Source organism: Limnobacter litoralis, from assembly GCF_030160455.1.
Taxonomy (GTDB): Bacteria; Pseudomonadota; Gammaproteobacteria; order Burkholderiales; family Burkholderiaceae_B; genus Limnobacter; species Limnobacter litoralis.
The window spans coordinates 1-19,474 of sequence record NZ_BSOJ01000007.1 but is presented as its reverse complement, the minus strand read 5'-3'; the positions used below and the strand labels follow the sequence as shown (position 1 = coordinate 19,474).

At 53.6% G+C, this 19,474-nt stretch carries 20 protein-coding genes; 9 read left to right on the top strand and 11 right to left on the bottom strand.

Annotated elements, in window-relative coordinates; genetic code table 11:
- Window positions 1-188 precede the first annotated feature (188 nt).
- The gene (locus tag QQJ87_RS03940; protein WP_284280156.1) at window positions 189-1,511 is read left to right on the top strand and encodes an APC family permease; all 1,323 of its coding nucleotides are present in this window, start codon (window positions 189-191) and stop codon (window positions 1,509-1,511) included.
- On the opposite strand, the gene QQJ87_RS03935 is transcribed toward QQJ87_RS03940, so the two are convergent.
- From QQJ87_RS03935 to QQJ87_RS03920, 4 genes are read right to left on the bottom strand one after another with little or no spacing between them, the layout of a single operon-like run.
- A complete protein-coding gene (locus tag QQJ87_RS03935; RefSeq protein ID WP_284280107.1) occupies window positions 1,465-2,094 on the bottom strand; it encodes a nucleotidyltransferase family protein in 630 nt (209 codons plus the stop codon). The genes QQJ87_RS03940 and QQJ87_RS03935 overlap by 47 nt on opposite strands.
- Window positions 2,069-3,082 carry an XdhC family protein gene (locus QQJ87_RS03930; protein ID WP_284280106.1) on the bottom strand — a complete coding sequence of 338 codons (1,014 nt, stop codon included), beginning with the start codon at window positions 3,080-3,082 and terminating at the stop codon, window positions 2,069-2,071. Before QQJ87_RS03930 ends, QQJ87_RS03935 begins: the two co-directional genes overlap by 26 nt.
- Window positions 3,083-3,096: 14 nt before the next feature.
- Window positions 3,097-5,298, bottom strand: coding sequence for a xanthine dehydrogenase family protein molybdopterin-binding subunit (locus QQJ87_RS03925; RefSeq protein ID WP_284280105.1), 2,202 nt, complete (start codon window positions 5,296-5,298; stop codon window positions 3,097-3,099).
- Between the two features lie 11 nt (window positions 5,299-5,309).
- A complete protein-coding gene (locus QQJ87_RS03920) occupies window positions 5,310-5,768 on the bottom strand; it encodes a (2Fe-2S)-binding protein (RefSeq protein ID WP_284280104.1) in 459 nt (152 codons plus the stop codon).
- Window positions 5,769-5,875: 107 nt separating this feature from the next.
- Between QQJ87_RS03920 and QQJ87_RS03915 the strand changes: the two genes are divergently transcribed.
- Complete coding sequence (locus tag QQJ87_RS03915; protein ID WP_284280102.1) at window positions 5,876-6,796, top strand: LysR family transcriptional regulator; 921 nt, start codon at window positions 5,876-5,878, stop codon at window positions 6,794-6,796.
- 11 nt (window positions 6,797-6,807) lie between these two features.
- Here QQJ87_RS03915 and QQJ87_RS03910 read toward each other — a convergent pair whose 3' ends face one another.
- The gene (locus QQJ87_RS03910) at window positions 6,808-7,410 is read right to left on the bottom strand and encodes a nitroreductase family protein (RefSeq protein WP_284280101.1); all 603 of its coding nucleotides are present in this window, start codon (window positions 7,408-7,410) and stop codon (window positions 6,808-6,810) included.
- Between the two features lie 55 nt (window positions 7,411-7,465).
- Window positions 7,466-8,083: a 2-hydroxychromene-2-carboxylate isomerase gene (locus QQJ87_RS03905; RefSeq protein ID WP_284280100.1), complete on the bottom strand. Its 618-nt coding sequence runs from the start codon at window positions 8,081-8,083 to the stop codon at window positions 7,466-7,468.
- Between the two features lie 66 nt (window positions 8,084-8,149).
- Between QQJ87_RS03905 and QQJ87_RS03900 the strand changes: the two genes are divergently transcribed.
- From QQJ87_RS03900 to QQJ87_RS03890, 3 genes are all read left to right on the top strand, one after another.
- On the top strand, window positions 8,150-8,662 hold the full coding sequence (locus tag QQJ87_RS03900) for a DinB family protein (RefSeq protein ID WP_284280099.1): 513 nt from the start codon (window positions 8,150-8,152) through the stop codon (window positions 8,660-8,662).
- A gap of 62 nt (window positions 8,663-8,724) precedes the next feature.
- Window positions 8,725-9,870, top strand: a complete 1,146-nt coding sequence (gene ovoA, locus QQJ87_RS03895; protein WP_284280098.1) for a 5-histidylcysteine sulfoxide synthase — start codon at window positions 8,725-8,727, stop codon at window positions 9,868-9,870.
- On the top strand, window positions 9,833-10,324 hold the full coding sequence (locus QQJ87_RS03890; RefSeq protein ID WP_284280097.1) for a putative 4-mercaptohistidine N1-methyltransferase: 492 nt from the start codon (window positions 9,833-9,835) through the stop codon (window positions 10,322-10,324). The genes ovoA and QQJ87_RS03890 overlap by 38 nt, the downstream gene beginning before the upstream one ends.
- A gap of 42 nt (window positions 10,325-10,366) precedes the next feature.
- Here QQJ87_RS03890 and QQJ87_RS03885 read toward each other — a convergent pair whose 3' ends face one another.
- Window positions 10,367-11,353: an aldo/keto reductase gene (locus QQJ87_RS03885; RefSeq protein ID WP_284280095.1), complete on the bottom strand. Its 987-nt coding sequence runs from the start codon at window positions 11,351-11,353 to the stop codon at window positions 10,367-10,369.
- A gap of 147 nt (window positions 11,354-11,500) precedes the next feature.
- Here QQJ87_RS03885 and QQJ87_RS03880 point away from each other — a divergent pair, with 147 nt between their 5' ends.
- Window positions 11,501-12,025: an SRPBCC family protein gene (locus tag QQJ87_RS03880; protein ID WP_284280094.1), complete on the top strand. Its 525-nt coding sequence runs from the start codon at window positions 11,501-11,503 to the stop codon at window positions 12,023-12,025.
- 59 nt (window positions 12,026-12,084) lie between these two features.
- Here the strand turns inward: QQJ87_RS03880 and QQJ87_RS03875 are convergent, their stop codons facing one another.
- Window positions 12,085-13,245, bottom strand: coding sequence for an acyl-CoA desaturase (locus QQJ87_RS03875; RefSeq protein WP_284280093.1), 1,161 nt, complete (start codon window positions 13,243-13,245; stop codon window positions 12,085-12,087).
- 343 nt (window positions 13,246-13,588) lie between these two features.
- Between QQJ87_RS03875 and QQJ87_RS03870 the strand changes: the two genes are divergently transcribed.
- Together QQJ87_RS03870 and QQJ87_RS03865 are read left to right on the top strand one after the other, a co-directional pair.
- On the top strand, window positions 13,589-15,325 hold the full coding sequence (locus tag QQJ87_RS03870) for a pyrroloquinoline quinone-dependent dehydrogenase (RefSeq protein ID WP_284280092.1): 1,737 nt from the start codon (window positions 13,589-13,591) through the stop codon (window positions 15,323-15,325).
- Window positions 15,326-15,393: 68 nt separating this feature from the next.
- Window positions 15,394-15,972 (top strand): c-type cytochrome, encoded by a 579-nt coding sequence (locus QQJ87_RS03865; protein ID WP_284280091.1) that lies wholly within the window; start codon window positions 15,394-15,396, stop codon window positions 15,970-15,972.
- 6 nt (window positions 15,973-15,978) lie between these two features.
- Here QQJ87_RS03865 and QQJ87_RS03860 read toward each other — a convergent pair whose 3' ends face one another.
- The 3 genes from QQJ87_RS03860 to QQJ87_RS03850 form a co-directional block, all read right to left on the bottom strand.
- Window positions 15,979-16,662: a DUF4197 domain-containing protein gene (locus QQJ87_RS03860; protein ID WP_284280089.1), complete on the bottom strand. Its 684-nt coding sequence runs from the start codon at window positions 16,660-16,662 to the stop codon at window positions 15,979-15,981.
- 203 nt (window positions 16,663-16,865) lie between these two features.
- Window positions 16,866-17,102: a hypothetical protein gene (locus QQJ87_RS03855; RefSeq protein WP_284280088.1), complete on the bottom strand. Its 237-nt coding sequence runs from the start codon at window positions 17,100-17,102 to the stop codon at window positions 16,866-16,868.
- On the bottom strand, window positions 17,099-17,977 hold the full coding sequence (locus QQJ87_RS03850) for a fatty acid desaturase family protein (protein WP_284280087.1): 879 nt from the start codon (window positions 17,975-17,977) through the stop codon (window positions 17,099-17,101). Before QQJ87_RS03850 ends, QQJ87_RS03855 begins: the two co-directional genes overlap by 4 nt.
- Window positions 17,978-18,095: 118 nt before the next feature.
- On the opposite strand from QQJ87_RS03850, the gene QQJ87_RS03845 reads away from it, so the two are divergent.
- Window positions 18,096-19,112, top strand: a complete 1,017-nt coding sequence (locus tag QQJ87_RS03845) for an AraC family transcriptional regulator (RefSeq protein ID WP_284280086.1) — start codon at window positions 18,096-18,098, stop codon at window positions 19,110-19,112.
- Window positions 19,113-19,474: the final 362 nt, after the last annotated feature.

The following is a 19,474-nucleotide window of genomic DNA, read 5'->3' as shown; positions in this document are numbered from 1 at the left end:
AATCAAATTCAATGAGCGCAAGACTATCTTTTTTTCTGAAACTCTTGGTGACACTTTTGTGATTCGGTATATGATTTGCAAAATTTCATGAATCAATTGTAGTCCGAGCCTTCATCGGGAAAGGAAACAAAGTGGCATCCGCAAAAGCGTTGGCACAAGGTGCGTTGGGTTCATTCGAATCCACGGTGATGGGCATTGCGGGCACAGCCCCCGCATTTAGTGTGGCGGTTACCACTGCCACCATTGTGGCCTCGGTTGGGGTGCTGTCCGTGGGCAGCATTTTCTACTGCGGGTTGATCATGTTCGGCATTTTGCTCGCATTCATCCACCTCAGCAAAATCACCCCGCACGCAGTTGCGTCGTACGCTTGGGTGGGGCATGTGTTTGGCAAAAACTGGGGGTTTTTTGCAGGTTGGGGCTTGCTGGTGGCTTCCATCTTTTTCATGGTGTCTGCCACCATTCCGGCCGCCACCTCCACGCTGGTCATTCTGTTTCCCGACAAAGTTGAAAACACCAATTGGGTAACCGCCACAGCCGCCATCTGGCTGACGGTGGTGACGATTGTGGTGACCAAAGGCATCAAGCACGCCAGTTACGCGCAAATTGTTTTGACGGCTCTTGAAACTGCAGTCATTTTCGCGCTTATCGTGGGCGCATTCGTGCAGTACGGCAAACACCCCGCCCATGCGCCGTCGTTCATTTGGTTTTCTCCGTTTTCTTTCACGCCACAGGCCTTTGCCACCGGTGCGCTGACCGCCATCTTCTTTTATTGGGGTTGGGACGTCACCATGAACCTCAGCGAGGAAACCAAAACCGGCGCGGCGCAACATGAACTGAACGCAGCCAGCAAAGGGGCCTTCTGGGCCATGATCAACCTGATTCTGTTTTTCATCATCATGATGATTGTGGTGTTGATCGTGCTGACCGACGATGAAATTGCCAAGGCCAACACCAATGTGTTGTACGCCATTGCGAACAAGCTGTTTCCAAAGCCCTGGAATTACCTGGCCGTGATGTCCACCATCCTGAGCACGGTGGGCACCATTGAAACTCAGATTCTGCAATTCAGCCGCAGCATGTTTGCCATGGCCCGCGATGAAATGCTGCACCCCCGTTACGCCACCATTCACCCCGAGTGGCAAACCCCCTGGGTGGCTACTGTCGTCATTTGGGCCTTGGGCATTGTGTTGCTGTTCAGCTCGTCTTACATGCCCAGTGTGGAATCGATTTTAAACAGCTCCATTTTGTCGATCGGTTTTCAGATCTGCTTTTACATGAGCCTGGCCGGGTTTGCCTGCGCATGGCATTACCGAGGCAAGCTTCGCGAGGGCGTCTACAATGCGGGTTCGTATGTGCTGTGGCCCTTGCTGGCGGCCTTGTTCATGGTGTTTATCGCGCTGTACAGCATTCCCACCTTCGATTTCATCACCAACATGCTGGGCATTGGCGGCTTGTTGATTGGTTTTATTCCGCTGTTTTTGGGGCGTCTAAGGGCGCGTCAAGGTCTTTGATTACACCGTCGTCAGGCCAATCAATGGCGTGGCAACGGGCATGCTTCATCAGCTGCCTTGCACCCTGGTCGCCGTTCAGCGAAGCCAGGGCACCGAACCAGTCTGACCCAAAGCCTACGGGGTGCCCACGCTGCCCTTTGTAAACCGGCGCGCAGAAATCTGATTGCCCGCCCGGCAGGGTTAAGGTCGCATTGGCAACTTGTTCAATCGCCTTGCTGCCCACCCACGCCATATCCGCCAGTGCAAGCACTATCGCCTTGGCGTCTGCATACTGGTGCTGAATGGCCTGCACGCCCGCAGCCATGCTGGCCCCCATGCCCAATGCGGCTTGCGGGGCTTGAACCACATCAAAGCCCAGCTTCATCAACAGCGCTTCTCGTTCCGCTTGTGCGGGTTGAACCACGGCGATGCAGTGGGGCAGGGCCGCCTTCAAGGCGTTTGCACTGTGCCAAAGCACGCTGTGGCCATCGGCCAGCACGTGCATCAGCTTGTCGCGTTGGCCGCTGGGGTCGTATCGTCGACCAAACCCCGCGGCCAGCAGCAGGCCGACCGCTTGTTCAGCCGCAGGCGGGTGCTTCGTCACTGGCGAATTGCAGTGTTTGTGGCTTGCGCTGCACGGGTGTGCCCGCCCGGATGCCATTTTTGCGAGCCACCAGTTCAGCGGCAATGGAGACCGCTATTTCGCTGGGGGTGCGGCTACCAATGTCCAGCCCGGCTGGGCCACTCATGAACTCGGCCTGCGCTTGGCTTACGCCGAACTCAAGCAGGCGCTTGCGTCTGGCGCTGTTGTTTCTTCTGGAGCCCAGCGCCGCCACGTAAAAGGCCGGTGTTTTCAGGGCCTCCATCAAGGCCAGGTCGTCCAGTTTCGGGTCGTGCGTCAGCGCGATCACAGCGGTGCGTGAATCTGGTTTCATCGCGATCACAACGTCGTCGGGCATGTCTCGGGTCAGTGTGGTGCCTGCTTCGTTCCATTCTTCCGAATATTCAGTGCGCGGGTCGCACACTGTGACCGCAAAGCCAAGCGCCAGCGCCACGCGTGCCAATTGCTGGGCCAGTTGCCCAGCGCCAATCAACAGCAAGCGATATTGTGGGCCGAACAGCTGTTTCAGCGTGTTGCCGTCGAATGCCAGTTCCTTGCCTTGGCGGCACTCGGTCAAGGTGACAGCCCTGCTCGCAAGCGTCAGCGTGCGCTCCACAAGTCGGCCGTTTTGCAGGTGCTCGATCAGTTCGTCCAGCCGGCTTGCTGCTGTAATGGGTTCAAGCACCAGTTCCATTCGTCCGCCACAGGGCAGGCCAAAGCGCCGCGCTTCTTCAGCGCCAACACCGTACTGAACCAGTTGCGGCCTGGTGGGCAAGCCTTCTTTGTTGACGATGCGGTCAATCAGGTCGTCTTCAATACAGCCGCCCGACACGCTGCCCACGGCATGGCCATCGTCGCGCAACACCAACAGCGACCCCGGTGGGCGTGGCGACGACCCCCAGGTTCGCACCACCGTGACCAACACTGCTTGTCGGCCGCTGTGGTGCCAGCTTTGGGCCTTGCGCAATACTTCAAGGTCAAGACCTTCCATGTGCAATCAACCCCTTAAACCTGGATGGTGTCCTGAATGGGCAGGCTGCGAATCGTCACCCCTGCTGCATTTTTCAGCGCGTGCGCCAGTGCGGGTGCCAAAGGTGGCACACCGGGCTCGCCCACGCCTGTGGGCTTCTCGGCAGACTGCACCATGTGCACCTCGATTTTCGGCATCTGGTTGATGCGCAGCACCGGGTAATTGTGGAAGTTGGTCTGTTGCACTTCGCCATCTTTCAGGGTGATTTCACCGTACAAGGCACCAGCCAATGCAAAGCCAATGCCGCCTTCCATCTGGGCTTTCACCACGTCGGGGTTGACCACCACACCGCAGTCCACCGCACACACCACTCGGTCCACTTTGTAAGCGCCGTCTTTTTGAACGGTCACTTCCACAACCTGGGCCACAAAGGTGTTGAACGATTCATGCACAGCCACGCCTCGGCCACGCTTTTCACCGTTTTTGCCGGGGGCCACTGGTTTGTGCCAACCCGCCTTTTCGGCGGCTAGCTTCAAGACGCCTGCGTGGCGGGGGTGCTTCTTCAGCAGCGCCATGCGGTACTCCACCGGGTCTTTGCCGGCTTTTTCAGCCAGTTCATTCATAACCACTTCCGTGGCGAATGCGGTGTGGGTTGACCCCACAGAGCGCCACCACTGCACCGGCACGCGCACGGTGTCGTTGGTGGTGTGCAGGTCAACCAGCATGTTCGGAATGGCGTAGGGAAGGGTGGCTGATCCTTCTACCGAGGTGGGGTCGACGCCGTCTTTGATCATCATTTCGAAAGGCGAGCCCTTCATGATGGACTCCCCGACGATGCGGTTCATCCAGGCTTTGGGCATGCCGTGCTCGTCCAGTGTGGCCTGAATGCGATGGGCGTATGCGGGGCGATAAAAGCCCCCGGTCATGTCGTCCTCGCGTGCCCACACCAGCTTGATGGGGTTTTTGCCACCGCTGGCTTTCAGCACATGTGCGGCTTCCACCAGGTAGTCCGCGTGCGGGTTGGCCCTGCGGCCAAAGCTGCCGCCTGCGTACAGCATGTTCAGGTTCACCTGCTCTGGCTTCAGGCCCAGCACACCGGCCACAGCGGCCTGGTCTGCGGTTTGCATCTGTTCACCGTTCCAGACCTGCACGCCCTCCGGCGTCATTTGCATGGCGCAGTTCATGGGTTCCATGGCGGCGTGGGCCAAAAACGGAAAATGAAAATCGGCCTGAACCACATTTTTGCTGTCTGCCAGCGTGGCCATGGCATCGCCTTCTTTGCGGGCCACTGTGCCGGGTTTGTCCAACAGTGCGGTGTAGTCTTTTTGAATCTGGTCGCTGCTGCCGCTGTAAGCCTGGCTGAAATCCCAATCGATCACCAGCGCATCACGGCCTTTCTTGGCGGTCCAGAAGTTGTGGGCCAACACGGCCACTCCAGTTGGAATGGTCACCACCTGTTGAACACCCGGAATGGCACGCGCCTTGGTATCGTCCACTTTGGCCACTTTGCCGCCGAATTTGGGGCTGTGCGCCACCACGGCGGTCAGCATGCCGGGCAGTTTGAAGTCTTGCGTGAACATGGCCTTGCCAGTGGTTTTGGCGGCGCTGTCTTTGCGGGGTGCTGTTTTGCCAATCAGCTTGAATTCATGGGCCTGTTTCAGGGTCACGTTTTCCGGAACGGGCAGGGCGGCTGCCGCTTGGGCCAGTTCACCAAAGGTGGCCTTGTGGTGGCCGTCTGCAGTGTGCACCAAGCCTTTGGTCACCTGAATTTTGTGGACTGGCACTTTCCAGCGCTGTGCAGCCGCTTCAACCAACATGGCACGCGCGGTGGCGCCTGCCTTTCTCATTTGCTCAAATGAATTGGCAATGGCGGTGCTGCCGCCCGTGCCTTGCACACCCCAAAACAGATTGTTGTAGGCCTTGGCTGCGGGTGCGCCTTGTGCGTGCACTTGTGCCCAGTCTGCGTCCAGTTCTTCGGCCACCAAAGTGGCAAGCCCGGTGAACACGCCTTGGCCCATTTCAAGGTGTTTGCAGATTACGGTGACGGTGTTGTCCTCTCCAATGGTTACAAACGCATTGGGGGCGAAACTTCCAGTTTCGACCTGTGCACCCACCTGACCGGGGCCGCCCGCTTTCAGTTTGCTGGCTGCCATCGACATGGGCAGTTGCACGGCCAGGGTAAAACCCACCCCGGCTTTCAGGAATTCGCGTCGGCTTAATTTACTGATGATGGTCATTTTGATTCTCCTTAAGCCAGCGTTTTGGCGGCTTCGTGAATGGCCGCGCGGATGCGAACATAGGTGGCGCAGCGGCAAATGTTCCCTGCCATGGCGTCGTCAATGTCTTTGTCGCTGGGTTTCGGATTGGTTTTCAGCAAGGCGGTGGCCTGCATGATCTGCCCGGATTGGCAGTAACCGCACTGCACCACGTCCAGCTTTTGCCAGGCGTGCTGCACTGCTGCACCCACCTTGTCGTCGTGCATTTGTTCGATGGTGGTGACGTGTTTGCCAGCCACGGTCGAAATCGGGGTTTGGCAAGACCGAACTGCCTGACCTTCCACGTGCGCGGTGCAAGCGCCGCAAAGGCCCATGCCGCAGCCGTACTTTGTGCCGGTCATTTCAAGTTCATCGCGCAGCACCCACAGCAGTGGTGTGTCGTTATCCACTTGCGCACTCACGGGTTTGCCATTCAGCACAAAATCAACCATTTCACCCCCTAGGTCAGGAATTATTGTCATAGCTCAGCAGTGTAACTTGAGTAATTATCAAGATAAAGGCTATATTTTTCATTTGTTTTAAACCTCAGGTTTATAAAATGGACAAAGACGTCTTCGATGGTGTGGCCGTTTTTCTGGAAGTGGCCGCCTTGTCCAGTTTTTCGCAGGCTGCGCAAAGGCTCGGTGTCAGTGCCACCGCAGTCAGCAAGACCATCCGCGCGCTGGAGGATCGCCACGGCGTCTTGCTGTTTCGGCGCACCACGCGCCGTGTGGCGCTGACCGAGGCTGGCCAGCAGTTGTACAACCGCTTGAACCCGGCTGCGCGTGAATTGCGTGAAGCGCTGGAAGGTTTGGGATCTTTCCAGAGCAAACCCAGTGGCACGCTGCGGCTCACGATGACGCGCTTTGCCTGTGAATGGCTGATTGAGCCTGTGTTGCCTGAGTTCAGGCGCAAGTACCCTGAAATTCTGTTGGACATCCACATCGATGAGGGCATTGTTGATCTGCTTGATGAAGGCTTCGACGCCGGCATTCGGCTGGGCGAGTCGCTTGAAAAAGACATGGTTGCATTGCCATTGACCCCCGAATTTCGCTGGTGTGTGGTGGCAAGCTCTGCGTATGCAAAACAGCATGGCCTACCCAAACAGTTCACCGACATCCCAGATTACACCTGCTTGAATTACCGTTTCGTGACCAGTCGAGCCCTGCACCGGTGGGAGTTTGAGCAGCAGGGGCGGGAAGTGTTGGTGGATGCGCCAGTGTCGGTGGTGGTGAATGACCGCAGCAGCCTGGTGAATTTTGCATTGGCGGGTTTGGGGCTGGCCTACGTGGCCGAGATGGAAGTGCAGCAGTGGTTGGCTACTCAGGAATTGGTGTCGTGCTTGTCCGACAGCCTGCCTGTTACCTCAGGCCTGTTTTTGTATTTCGCAGAGCGCAGTCAATCGCAGCCCAAGTTGAGGGCGTTGATCGACGTGCTAAAAAAAAGGCGAGGAAATGATTCCTCGCCTCGTGCTGTCTAATTCAAAGCCAATTAAAACGTGTTGTTGATCACCACGTCATTGAGGGCCAGTTGACCGGGCTTGGGCCAAGGCTGCTTGTTGCCTTTGCCAATCGCAACCATCGGTCCCATCACATGGTCAGCAGGCAGATTGATCAGCTTGGCCACCGCTTCAATGTCAAAACCGATCATCGGGCAAGAGTCGTAGCCTAAGCCTTTGGCAGATAGCATCAGCGTTTGCATGGCCATGCCGATGGAGCGTTGCGCCTCATCGCGCTGCAGCCATTCGCGGCCATCGTGGAAGGGGCCCATCCAGCCCACCAGCAGATCGGCCACTTCCTTCGGGGCTTTTTCCCAGTAGCGAGCCGGGTTTTTCTGCCAGGCTTTGGTGTCAGCCGTCATGATGACCAACAGTGAAGCATCTGTAATCTGCGCCTGATCGTTGCCCAGTTTGCGCATCTCTTGGCGCAAGGCCTTGTCGCGCACGACCACAAAACGCCAGTGTTGAATATTGAAGCTGGTGGGCGCCTGAATGGCAGCTTCCAGCATTTTGGTTTCATCAGCAGCGGGAATTACAAACTCGGAATCGAAGCCCTTAATTGCGCGGCGCTGGTAAATTGCATCAAACAAATCCATGAGTACTGCTCCTTGGTTACTGCAATAAGAAACGCAAGTGTAACGCTGGCGCATTTCATTTTGGTGGTAGTTCTGCAGAATCCTGAATACAGGCATCCACTGCCGCTTCAAAGCGGTCGTCGCCCCAAAACAAGTGTTGGTTCACTACAAACGTGGGTGCGCCAAACACCCCCAGCGCGTCGGCCTGTTCGGTGACCTGCCGCAGATCGCTTTTGTTGTGCGCACTGGTCGCCCTGTCCAATATTTCCCGAGAATCGAGGCCAAGTTCAAGCAGCAATCTGCCTATTACATTCGGCTCGCTGAGGTTTTCATCATGCACAAAATAAGCCTGAAAAGCCGCCACACAGAAGTCAGCCAGCCAGGGTTCGTCTGGGGCACAAGTGGCCACGCGTGCAGCCAACACGCTGTTGACCGGAAAATGCGAGGGCTTGTGAAAGGGCAGACCATGGCGCCTTGCCTGCCGGGCTACATCCAGCCACATGTAATCCAGCTTTCGGGCCTGTGCCAGAAACGGGCTGGACTCCCATCCCAATCGCTTGAAAATAGAGCCAAGCACAATCGGTCGTAAATTCAGTCTGATTGGCAAACCATCCAGTAAGTGGTTTGCCCGTGCCACAGACAAATATGAGTAGGGGCTGGAAAAATCAAAGTAGAGATCGATCTGTCGAGTCATGGCATGGCTTTTTAACAATTCGGGATTATGATTTCTTCACCACCTTGCCATCGATTGACCGCCATCATGACCGCCAATAGTCAGCCTGCCAGCCCAACCGCACTTTTTAAAATGCTCGCCCAGTACAACCAGGTGATGAACCAGCAAATACTGGACGCTTGCGCCAAGCTGCCCAATGAAGCGCTGCTGCAAGACATGGGCGCATTTTTTGGTTCAATCATGGGCACCTTGAATCATTTGGTCAATGCCGATGAATTGTGGTTGAGTCGTTTGCTGGATCGCCCACATGCAGTGTCCGCCTTGAACGAAATTCGGTTTTCCAACTTGAAGACCTTCGGGGAAATGCGCGCAAAACTGGATCAAGATCTGCTTGCTTACGTCGATGCGCTAAGTGACCAACATTTGCATCAACCCTTGCGTTACACCAGTTTGGCGGCCAATCAAACTCGGGAAGAGTCTTTACACAAGGTGCTTCTACACTTGTTTAACCACCAAACCCATCACCGCGGACAAGTCACGACGTTGTTATTCCAGAAAAAGGTTGACCCGGGAGTGACAGATCTTGTTTTTCTGGTCTGAAAGGACTGATTGCCTTATAAATTTATTACACTAAGTGCTTTGCTTTACCAGAGTCCGCCGCCATGCATGCCCAATCGCACAAGAAGTCGCCTGCAACTGAGGTGCATCAGCGCACTCCACTTCTGGACGGCGGCGACGTCGAAGCCAAACGCACCGAAATTCTGAACTATTTCCACGCCACCTTCGACCGCTACGAATCGCTGTTCGAGTTACTCAGTTGCGACGAGGCCTATTACAAGAAGCCGATTACGTTGCGTCATCCGCTGATCTTTTATTTCGGTCACACCGCCACTTTTTTCATCAACAAGTTTTTGCTGGTCGGGTTGATCGACAAACGCATCGACCCTTGGCTCGAATCCATGTTCGCCGTGGGTGTTGATGAAATGAGTTGGGACGACCTGGACGACACCCGATACGACTGGCCCACAGTGGCCGAAGTGCGTGCCTACCGCAACAAGGCGCGCGATGTAATTGACAAAGTCATACGCCACACGCCATTCAAATTGCCCATCGGCTGGAATGACCCTTTCTGGGCTGTTCTGATGGGCATCGAACACGAAAACATTCACCTTGAAACTTCTTCTGTGCTGATGCGACAGCACGAACTCCGGTTTGTTCGGCCCCATTACGCTTGGCAACGTTGCCAACAGGCAGGTGCGGCACCCGCCAATACACTGGTCAATATTCCGACGGGTGCCGTCTCTCTGGGGCGGGAATTGAGCGAACCTGTCTACGGCTGGGACAATGAATACGGCCAACACAAGGCCGAAGTGGGGGCATTTCAGGCCTCACGTTACTTGGTCAGCAATGCCGAGTTTCTGGAATTTGTGAACGCTGGGGCTTACCACGCAGATCAATTTTGGGACGATGAAGGCAAGCAATGGCGGCAATTTGCCAAGGCAGAACATCCCACCTTCTGGGTGAAGGGGAGCCATGGCCAAAAGGATTGGAAGCTCAGGTTGTTGACCGAGGAAGTGCCCATGCCCTGGAATTGGCCCGTTGAAACCAATTGTCATGAGGCTCGTGCCTTTTGCCGCTGGAAATCCGTGCAAACCGGTCAGCCCCTTCGATTGCCCACGGAGGACGAGTGGAATCGAATCTACGACCATGCCGGGCTTACCGATGTGCCGCGCGACAGCCAAGCCAACGCCAATCTGCACCTGGATCCGCTTGCAGCAAACCAGCACCGTGCGTTACACCTTGCCTGATGAAGGCGAATTGGTGACCTATCACGAGCACACCCTGGCCGAACTGGATTTGGCATACACCGCACACAAGGTTGAGTTCTGGCAGGGCGACGCGTGCAATCTGAAAGAGCTGTTCACCGGGTTCGATCTGGTGCTGGCAGCAAACCTGATTGATCGACTGTATGCGCCACGTCGATTTCTTGAATCGGTGGCATCCCGACTGAATCCGGGTGGACTGTTGGTGCTGTCTTCACCTTACACCTGGCTTGAGGAGTACACCAAGCGCAGCGAGTGGATCGGGGGCTTCAAAAAAGACGGCGAGTCCTACACCACACTCGATGGTTTGAAAGACATTCTCGGCGAACGATTTGAATTGGTGGATGTACCCCAGGCAGTGCCCTTTGTCATTCGGGAAACCCGGCGCAAGCACCAGTACACTGAAAGTGAAGTGACCGTCTGGAAATTGAAAGCCTGAAAAAAGGGCACCGACAAATCGGTGCCCGATTCTTCCTGACGCTCAGCGATTCAACGCCGCCATCTGCGGCGCAGCATAGCGAGTACCAGCGGCCGCACCAGGGGGCAAAATGGCGTCTAGCTGATCAAGTTCTGAGCGTGTCAGTTCGACATTCAATGCCGCCACGTTTTCTTCCAACAAGGCCACCCGCTTGGTACCTGGAATTGGCACAAGGTCGTCGCCTTGTGCCAGCACCCAGGCCAAGGCCAATTGCGCAGCCGTGCATCCCTTTTGTTCTGCCATCGCCTGCACCTGTTTCACCAGTTCCAGATTTTTTTGAAAATTCTCACCCTGAAACCGAGGTGAATTGCGCCGGTAATCGTCGGCTGCCAGATCATCAATCGACTTGATTTGCCCACTCAAAAAGCCGCGCCCCAGGGGGCTATAAGGTACATATCCAATGCCCAATTCACGTGTGGTCGGCAGTATTTCATCTTCCGCGTCGCGACTCCACAGCGAATACTCAGTTTGCAGGGCAGTAATCGGGTGCACAGCGTGCGCCCTGCGAATGGTCTGAACGCCCGCCTCAGACAAGCCGAGGTATCGCACTTTGCCCGCCTTCACCAAATCAGCCATGGCACCCACAGTGTCTTCAATCGGCACATTCGGGTCGACGCGGTGCTGGTAATACAGGTCGATCACCTCAACATCGAGACGCTTCAAGCTGTCTTCACAGGCTTGCTTGACATACTCAGGCCGACCATTGATTCCCAGAAACTGCCCCTCAGGGCCGCGCATGTTGCCAAATTTGGTGGCAATCACGAATTGATTACTGCGACCTTTGATCGCTTTGGCCAACAATTCCTCGTTTTTACCGACGCCATACATGTCGGCAGTGTCCAGAAAATTCACACCGAGGTCCAACGCGCGGTCGATGGTTGACAGTGATTCTGCATCCGACCTGCCACTGTAAAACTCCGACATTCCCATGCATCCAAGGCCTATTGCCGACACTTCCAGCCCTTGGCTGCCCAGCTTTCTGCGTTCCATTCTGTACTCCTCAATCAAGATGGAATTCAATTGTTTCAAATTGTGATAACGACTAAGCATTGCACCCTGGATTGATTCTTGCAATAAGTAATTGTTCCCGAATCACTGTTCCGGAATTTCACGAAAAATTATCACCAGGAGTTCAAGATGTTGAAAAAATGGATACTGACTTGCGCGCTTTTGCTACCCGCACTCTCCTTTGCAAGTCCGCCTAAAATGCTTACAGTCGAGAGAACGGTCAGCATCGATGCGCCCGCCACCACCGTGTGGGAGTCATCGAAATCCTTTGATGGTCTGCCGTCCTGGCACCCCGGGTTTTCCAAAGATGAAATTGTGAAAGGCAAAAACAACACCGCGGGGGCAGTGCGTCAACTCACCATTAAAGACGGCCCTAGCTTTACAGAACAGCTAACCCGGTTCAATGAGAAAAGCAAAAGTTTCAGCTACAAAATTGTCGAATCGCCGCTACCCATTGTTGCTTATCACTCCATCTTCAAAGTGATCAGCACAGGCAAAAACTCCAGCAAAGTTGTCTGGACAGGGCACTTCAAGCGTAAAAACACGACGGACAATCCACCCAAAGGAGAGGGGGATGCTGATGTCATTCAGTTGATTACCGGCGTGTACGATGGAGGATTGAACAATTTGAAAAGTCAGTTGGAAGCCAAGTAAGGAAATCCATTGACTGTGTCGCACCAGCCCCCTTTGTTTAGAACGGGGGCTGCGTGTCTTTAGGCCCAAACGCCTTTGGGGATCTGGTTCACGAGGGCTGCCACGCGCTTGCGTTGGGCTTTCAAACCACTCTCAATGGCTGCAATGCGGGCATGGTAGGTTTTCATCACTTCACTGTGCTCAAAGGCCTCTCTGGCGGCGTGAATTTGCTCTTCTTTCACCTTGGCCCATTCTTGCAGAGCCGCTGAAAATGACTCGTACTCTCTGGCCAGGGTGACTTTCAAATGCTCGATCGATTCCAAGGCTGCCAGCTTCTTGCAACTCAAACCTTGCTCAGCACGTTTGAATTGCATGTCGAGTCTGGCCTTCTCAATCTTGAAATTGGGCACCCGTTTCAAGTCACCAGCCAGACCACACCACGCAAGGCTGCGAATCAGCCATTTCGTGGGGTCAAACTGGTACCAGCGGATGCCGTTGCGGTAATCGTACTGAAAAATGTGATGGTAGTTGTGGTAGCCCTCACCGAAAGTGAACAAGGCCAAAACGCCGTTGTCGCGGGCGCTGTTGGCATCGGTGTAGGGGCGACGGCCCCAAATGTGCGCCAGCGAATTGATGAAAAACGTGGTGTGATGAGACCACACCAAGCGCAGCAGGCCACCCAGCAACACCACGCCCCACACATCACCGCACAAATAACCAATCAGGAAAGGCAAACCAAAATTGATGCCCAAGGCCAGCGCCGTGTAGTGCTTGTGTTGAAACGCCAGCATACGGTCTTCCAGCAAATCCGGAATGTTTGAAAAATCTTCCTTGTTGGTGCTGTATTCGCGCACCATCCATCCCATGTGAGAAAACCAGAAACCCCGCTTGGCGGAGTAAGGGTCGTTGTCAATGTGGTCGACATGCCGGTGATGACGCCTGTGTCCCGAGGCCCAAATGTACACGCTGTTTTGAACGGCCATAGTGCCAAACATCAGCAGCACGAAGCGAACCACCGGATGCGCAGAGTATGCCCTGTGGGACCAAAGGCGGTGATAACCCGCCGTGATCGAGATGCCATTCAAGCCAGCCAACACGACAAAAGACACCCACGCCGCAGTCGAAAACTCGTTTGAATAGGCGTAAAGCGGGATCAGGATCAAAGCAGAAAACAGTGTGCTCCACAGCGTAATTGCCGCTGGCCAGTTGATTGGGGCTTTCTCTGGGCTTGCTAAATTCATATCGAAGGGCGAATCAAATTGAAAATGATCCAGCACTTTATCCCAGTTTTGGGCGAGGGACGCACATGAATTTGGCAATACATGGTCGATTTTTCCGAACTGTAAGGAAAACAACACACGCGGAGGATTCATCCTTTTTTGTCAATTCCACTGAATTCGGAATTTAATTTGACGCAGATGTTTTTTGTACTTAAGATTTTTTTAACAGTTTTAATTTAATAAAAAAGAGAAAGATCCATCCACAACCGCTAATCTCAACCACGATGTCTGTATTTCCATGCACAGGATGTGAATTGAAGCCCCTCGGTTTCAATAACAGCAATACCAAAAAAACGGAGACAAAATGAGACACTCAATGACAGCCCACACGTTTGCCCTTGTGGCAGCCAGTTCCCTTTTGCTTTACACGGCGTCAGGATTTACCCAGGAAATTGAGGGGGGGGCAGGCATCAAACCGGTCTCGGTGCCTCAGAGTCTTCCGTCCGTTTCGCAAAAAATGCTCGATTCAGCATCCAGTGATTCCAAAAACTGGTTACTACCGAATGGGGATTACAAGCAAACTCGATATTTTCCAGGCAAACAGATCAACTCTGGCAACGTGTCCAAACTCAAACCCGCTTTTGTGTTTCAGACAGCCGTTGTCGAGTCCATGGAAACTGCGCCGATTGTGGTTAATGGTGTTATGTTTATCACCACCTCTTTTGACCACGTTTATGCGTTGGATGCCGCCACCGGTCAGGAATTCTGGCACTACAAGCACAAGCTCGGGGACACAAGCACTTACTGTTGCGGACCGAACAACAAAGGCGTTGCGGTCGAAGGAGACCGCCTGTTTATGGGTACACTGGATGGCAAGCTGATTGCTCTGGACACCAAAACAGGAAAGCTGTTGTGGTCCACTGAAATTGCTGATCCTGAAAAGGGTTACAGCGAAACCATGGCACCCACAGTGGCTGACGGCAAAGTACTGATCGGAACCAACGGTGGCGAATACGGTATTCGAGGCTTCGTCAAAGCCTTTGATTCAGCCACTGGCAAATTGCTTTGGACATTCAACACCGTGCCCGAAAAAGGCCACGAAGGTGTATGGGCAACCACAGACGCCACAGGCAAAGACCTGCATCGCGACATTGCCGCTGAAAAAGCGCAATTCGCCAAAAATTCGGATTTTTACAAAACGCTGGGCGGTGGCGTGTGGATGACGCCTGCCATCGACCGGGAGACCAAAACCGTCTTCTTTGTGGTCGGCAATCCTTCTCCTGATCTATATGGTGCTGAACGTCCGGGCGACAACCTTTACACGGATTCCATGGTTGCCGTGGACTTGAATACAGGTGCCTACAAATGGCACTTTCAGTACATTCCTCATGACGTGTGGGACTTGGACGCAGTCAGCCCCCCCATTCTTGTCAACGTAAAGGACAAGTCCGGTAAAGTGATTCCAGGTGTCATTCATGGTGGAAAGACGGGTCATGTCTACATCCACGACCGCCGCGACGGTAGCCTGATCCGGTTTTCGCAGGCTATGGTTCCTCAGGAAAACATGTGGTCTCTGCCCACCCCTGAGGGTACCCGCATGTTGCCTGGCGCGAACGGTGGTGTTGAATGGTCACCCATGGCCTTCAATCCGAACACTCATTATTCCTACGCTGTAAACCTGCACCAGCCCATGAATTATTCCGTGGAGGCGTCCAAGTATCCCAACGGCAAGCTGTGGCTGGGTGGCGCATTTAAAAACGTGCCCGGCGAAGAGCAGTGGGGCAATGTCACTGCTGTCAACATCGACACTGGAAAAATTGCATGGCAGGCCAAAACTGATCAACCCATGATCGGCGGTGCCCTGACCACAGCAGGCAACCTGGTTTTCGCGGGCGAAGGCAATGGTCTGTTTAAAGCCTATGACGCAAAAACAGGCAAGGTGCTTTGGCGCTTCCAATGTGGGGCAGGTGTCAATGCGCCACCCGTGTCCTACATGATCAATGGCAAGCAATACATCGCAGTTGCGGCGGGTGGCAATTCCCAGCTGAACTTTAAGCGAGGCAACAGCATCATGGTGTTTGCACTGAGCGGCAAAAACTGAAGCAGAGTTTGGCCCTGGCCGTCTGTTTTGGGCGACCGGGGTTCTTACAGAAGTGTGGAGTATCAGGAATGAACAAACTATCTTTAACGACGGTCTTGCTCGTGTTCGGTTTATTTGCTAACACAGTCCGAGCTGCCGACATCGAGGCGGGTAAAGCCAAGGCGCAGGCTTGTGCCGCGTGTCACGGTGAAACCGGCAATTCGACTAATCCCCTCTATCCCGTATTGGCAGGTCAGAACGCAAGATACATTTATCTCGAACTTCGCGATTTCAAGGAAGGAGCGCGTTCCAACCCTGTGATGTCCCCGATGGCTGCCAATCTGTCCAAGGAAGACATGCATGACCTGGCTGCGTACTTCGCAAGTCAAAAGCCCGACAACATTCCCTTCAAAGCCGATCCCGAGAAAGTGAAGCTGGGTTTCGCCAAAACCGAAGAAGTGTTATGCACCATGTGTCACATGGGTGGCTTGAAGGGTCAGAATGAAATACCCCGGCTAACTCATCAGCATTACGAGTACACGCTCAAGCAGTTGTACGATTTTAAAAACCATGTCCGCACCAATGATGCGGGTAACATGTCTGCTGTGTCAAAAACCTTGACTGATGAGGACATCGTCAATATTGCGCAGTATATTTCCACGCTTTGACATCCTTTAGTTTGAAAATACTTTTTTCAGCAATGCGCTGCCAGTGCCGACCGGGTCGGCGCGAATGGCCTGCTCCTCATTGCCGATCATCGTAAACAAACCACTCAAGGCCTGATTGGTCACATAACTTTCCAGATTGGCCTGCGACGCGTCCACCAAACCAAACTTGCTGCCTTTCTGTGCCAGCGCATTGTATTGTGCCGTCAGGTTCAGCTTGCCGGTTTCACCCTTCACGATCGGCAGCAAAGCAGCGTACAAGTCGTCTTTTGTTTTGGATTTGAAAAAGTCGGTCACCGCTGTGTTTCCACCGCTTAAAATCGACTTTGCATCCGACACAGACATGCCCTGAATGGCCTTCTTCAAAATATTGGCGGCTTTGGGCACAGCAGCCTCGGCTGCGTGGTTCATCGACTGTTCCATGGCGTCCAGCTGAGAACCCATTCCCACCATCTTAAGCATGCCTTTGTGGTCATTCAAAAAGGCGGGCAGTGGAATGTGAACTTGTGGATTGTTCAAAAAGCCGTTGTTTTGCCCCAAATTCTGAATGGCTGAATCAGCGCCCTTGGACAGGGTGGTTCGCAAAGCCGACACAGCATCCTTGTTGCTGATCTGGCTCAAATCCATCGCATGGCCCCAAATCGGCGTAAGCAGCAGGCTGGCATTCAAAACAATCAGTCTCAGAAGTTTCATGGTGCATTCCTTGGTAATGACAGCGAACATTGTGCGCCATCTGAAAGAACTTGGAAGCGCTTGATTCAAAATTGTTTGTGAATGATGATGAAGGCGATCCATTCAAAGAAGAACAACTCATGAATCAAACATTTCATCATTCATCGCCCGGCTGTTGATGGGTTTGCTGGCATTTCGGGCAGGTTGTTTGGAAAATCGCGCGACTAGGTCAGGTTTAAGTCAAGCTGCTTTGTAAGCCAGTAGGTCAATAGACCAACTGCAATCAATGCCACTGAGAAAATCAGGGCGACCTTGGCACTATTTCGCGCCACCTCACGAAACTCTGTTTTTCCGCCCTTGCGTTTTTTGCCTTGATCGTAATGCCACTTGATGGCGTAGAACATGCCAATCCCGAACACAAGAAGCTTGAATGCGACGAAAACAAGAGGGACCCAATTCATAAGTGGCGTCTGCTGAAAATTCCGATGATTGGCGTACGGTGCGCCCTTAAAACAGGTTCGATTTCACGGTGAAGGGCATGATAGCGGTAAAACGGAACCTTGGGAAACAAGTGGTGGATGGAGTGCAGGTTTTGCCCAAGCCAGAACCACTCCAATGGCTTCATCCAGGCTGGCACAATAAGGCTGTTGGTGTTTTGGTAGCGGTTTGAATTGTCATACGGATGGTGGGGGCGGTAGGCAAACCAGTAGGCGGTAAAAAAAGCACCGATCAAATAACCAGCCACCAGCAACCATGCCGCTTCGGCTGTGCCCAGCCACAACCCGAATGCGACGCGCCAGCCCAGCGTAAGCAGGATTTCTGTCAGATAGATGCAACGATCCTTCCCGCTTGTGGTTTTCCAATAATCGCGAAACAGAAAGGTGATCTGAACCCAAAGAAAGTGAAAGCCGCTCAGCAAAAATGACAGCAGCCCATTGCGCATGTTACTGACCACATAGTCGGGGTCTTTGTCCGCTTGGTTGGTGTAGCGATGGTGTGTGAAATGCTCCACCTTGTGCGTCGAATAGGGCACCATGATCAATGTAGCCACCAGATAGCCACAAAGATCGTTCAGCCACTTCAAGTGCGAATGCTGTCCATGTATGTTGCCATGCACGGCCTCGTGCAGCGGCGTGTAAGACATGTAGGTCAGCACCGAATACATGGGTATCGCAACCCCGATACTCAGATTTTTTTCGGCAAACAGCCACAGCAGTAAACCGGTCGAACTCACAACAAAGACGGTCAGCCCGATGGTTACCCAAGCCAATTCGCCCGTATACTCCTTAGAGGCTTCAATCGCCCTCCGGTTTAGTTCATTCAGATTTTCTTGCATTCGAGTCTCCCGGATTTTGTTCTCTGTTGACTTGAATGTACCTTGATCGCATCAATTCAAACAGGGCATTTCAGGACTTGACACAAACATTTAAGGCCAATCTATTCGGGAGTCTGTAGTGCACACTGGCCACTCAAAACACCCTGCGGCAATCGCCTTGGTCATGGTTAATTTTGCGTCTCGATTGGGTGTCGACGCGCAAACGTGTCTGTCAGGCACAGGATTAACCCTCGAAGACTTGACCCGTGCTGACACCTGGCTGCATCGCAGTCAGGAGATCCAACTGCTCGAAAATATAGTCGCTAGCTTGCCCGATCTGCCCGCATTGGGCTTTCAGCTGGGGATGCAATACAACGTATCCACGTTCGGCATCTGGGGTTTTGCCATTCGCACCAGTCCAACCCTGGCGTCTGCAGTACAAACAGCCATGCGTTATCTGCCCTTAAGCACAGCTTATTGCCGGTTCTCTGTGGTTCACACTCCAGGCTCATTCGGAATTGTCGCGCATGCAGATGACATTCCACAAAATCTCCGCCAATTCCTGCTTCAGCGAGATTTGGGAACGGCATACAGCTTACTTCGCGAGTTGGGTCTGAATGGAGTGCCTGTGCAAAGTCTTGAGTTCGAGCATTTGAGCAATCGCGACGCGCAACACATAGAAGAACTGACTGGTGTCCACCCACTTCAGTCTGCCCTGCACAATGCAATCATGCTGGACCGTCGCAATGCGGAGTTACAACTGCCCACCTATGATCCGCATCTCTTGCGCGTTTTCGAAGATCAATGCACACAGCAACTGCGCCAGCGTCAGGCGGAAGGGGTGGCGGGTCAGGTTCGCCAAATTCTTCTAGGGCCATTTGGACTGGTGTCAACCCTCGAAGATGTGGCTCGTACCCTGTCGCTGTCGCCTCGAAGTCTGCGTCGCAGGCTGTCAGAGGAAAATGTCAGCTTCAGCGAGTTGATTGATGTGGAACGCAGGCAGTTGGCAAAAAAGTTGCTGGCCACACAGATGAAGATGGACGAAATCGCTTTACACCTTGGCTACGGTGACACCGCCAGCTTCACCCGCGCATTTCGCCGTTGGTTCAACGCTTCACCCGGTGAATATCGCCGCAGTTGCGGTCTCAAAGCGTAAAAGCCGGGCACACATCAGGGTGACAGTCACCCCGCCCGAAACCGGTATTTTTTGTCAAAAAACAAAAAGGCCAATCACCGCTAAGTGATTGACCTTCTTCAGTATTTGGTTGCGGGGGCAGGATTTGAACCTACGACCTTGGTTATGAGTATTTTCTTTTTTAGCGGCTTCTTGCGAATTACTTTAACAAGAAGCGATCTAAATTGGCTTCAGAGGCACGTCTTTGCTAACTGTTGTATAAACAGTAGGGGTGCATGTAGAGCACACCCTAGGTCAATTAAAACCAATTGCGCCCCAAGTGACCTTGCCCTCGTTTAATGGATACGTTAACTCGAACTATGCAGCCTTCCCGTTGAGGGATT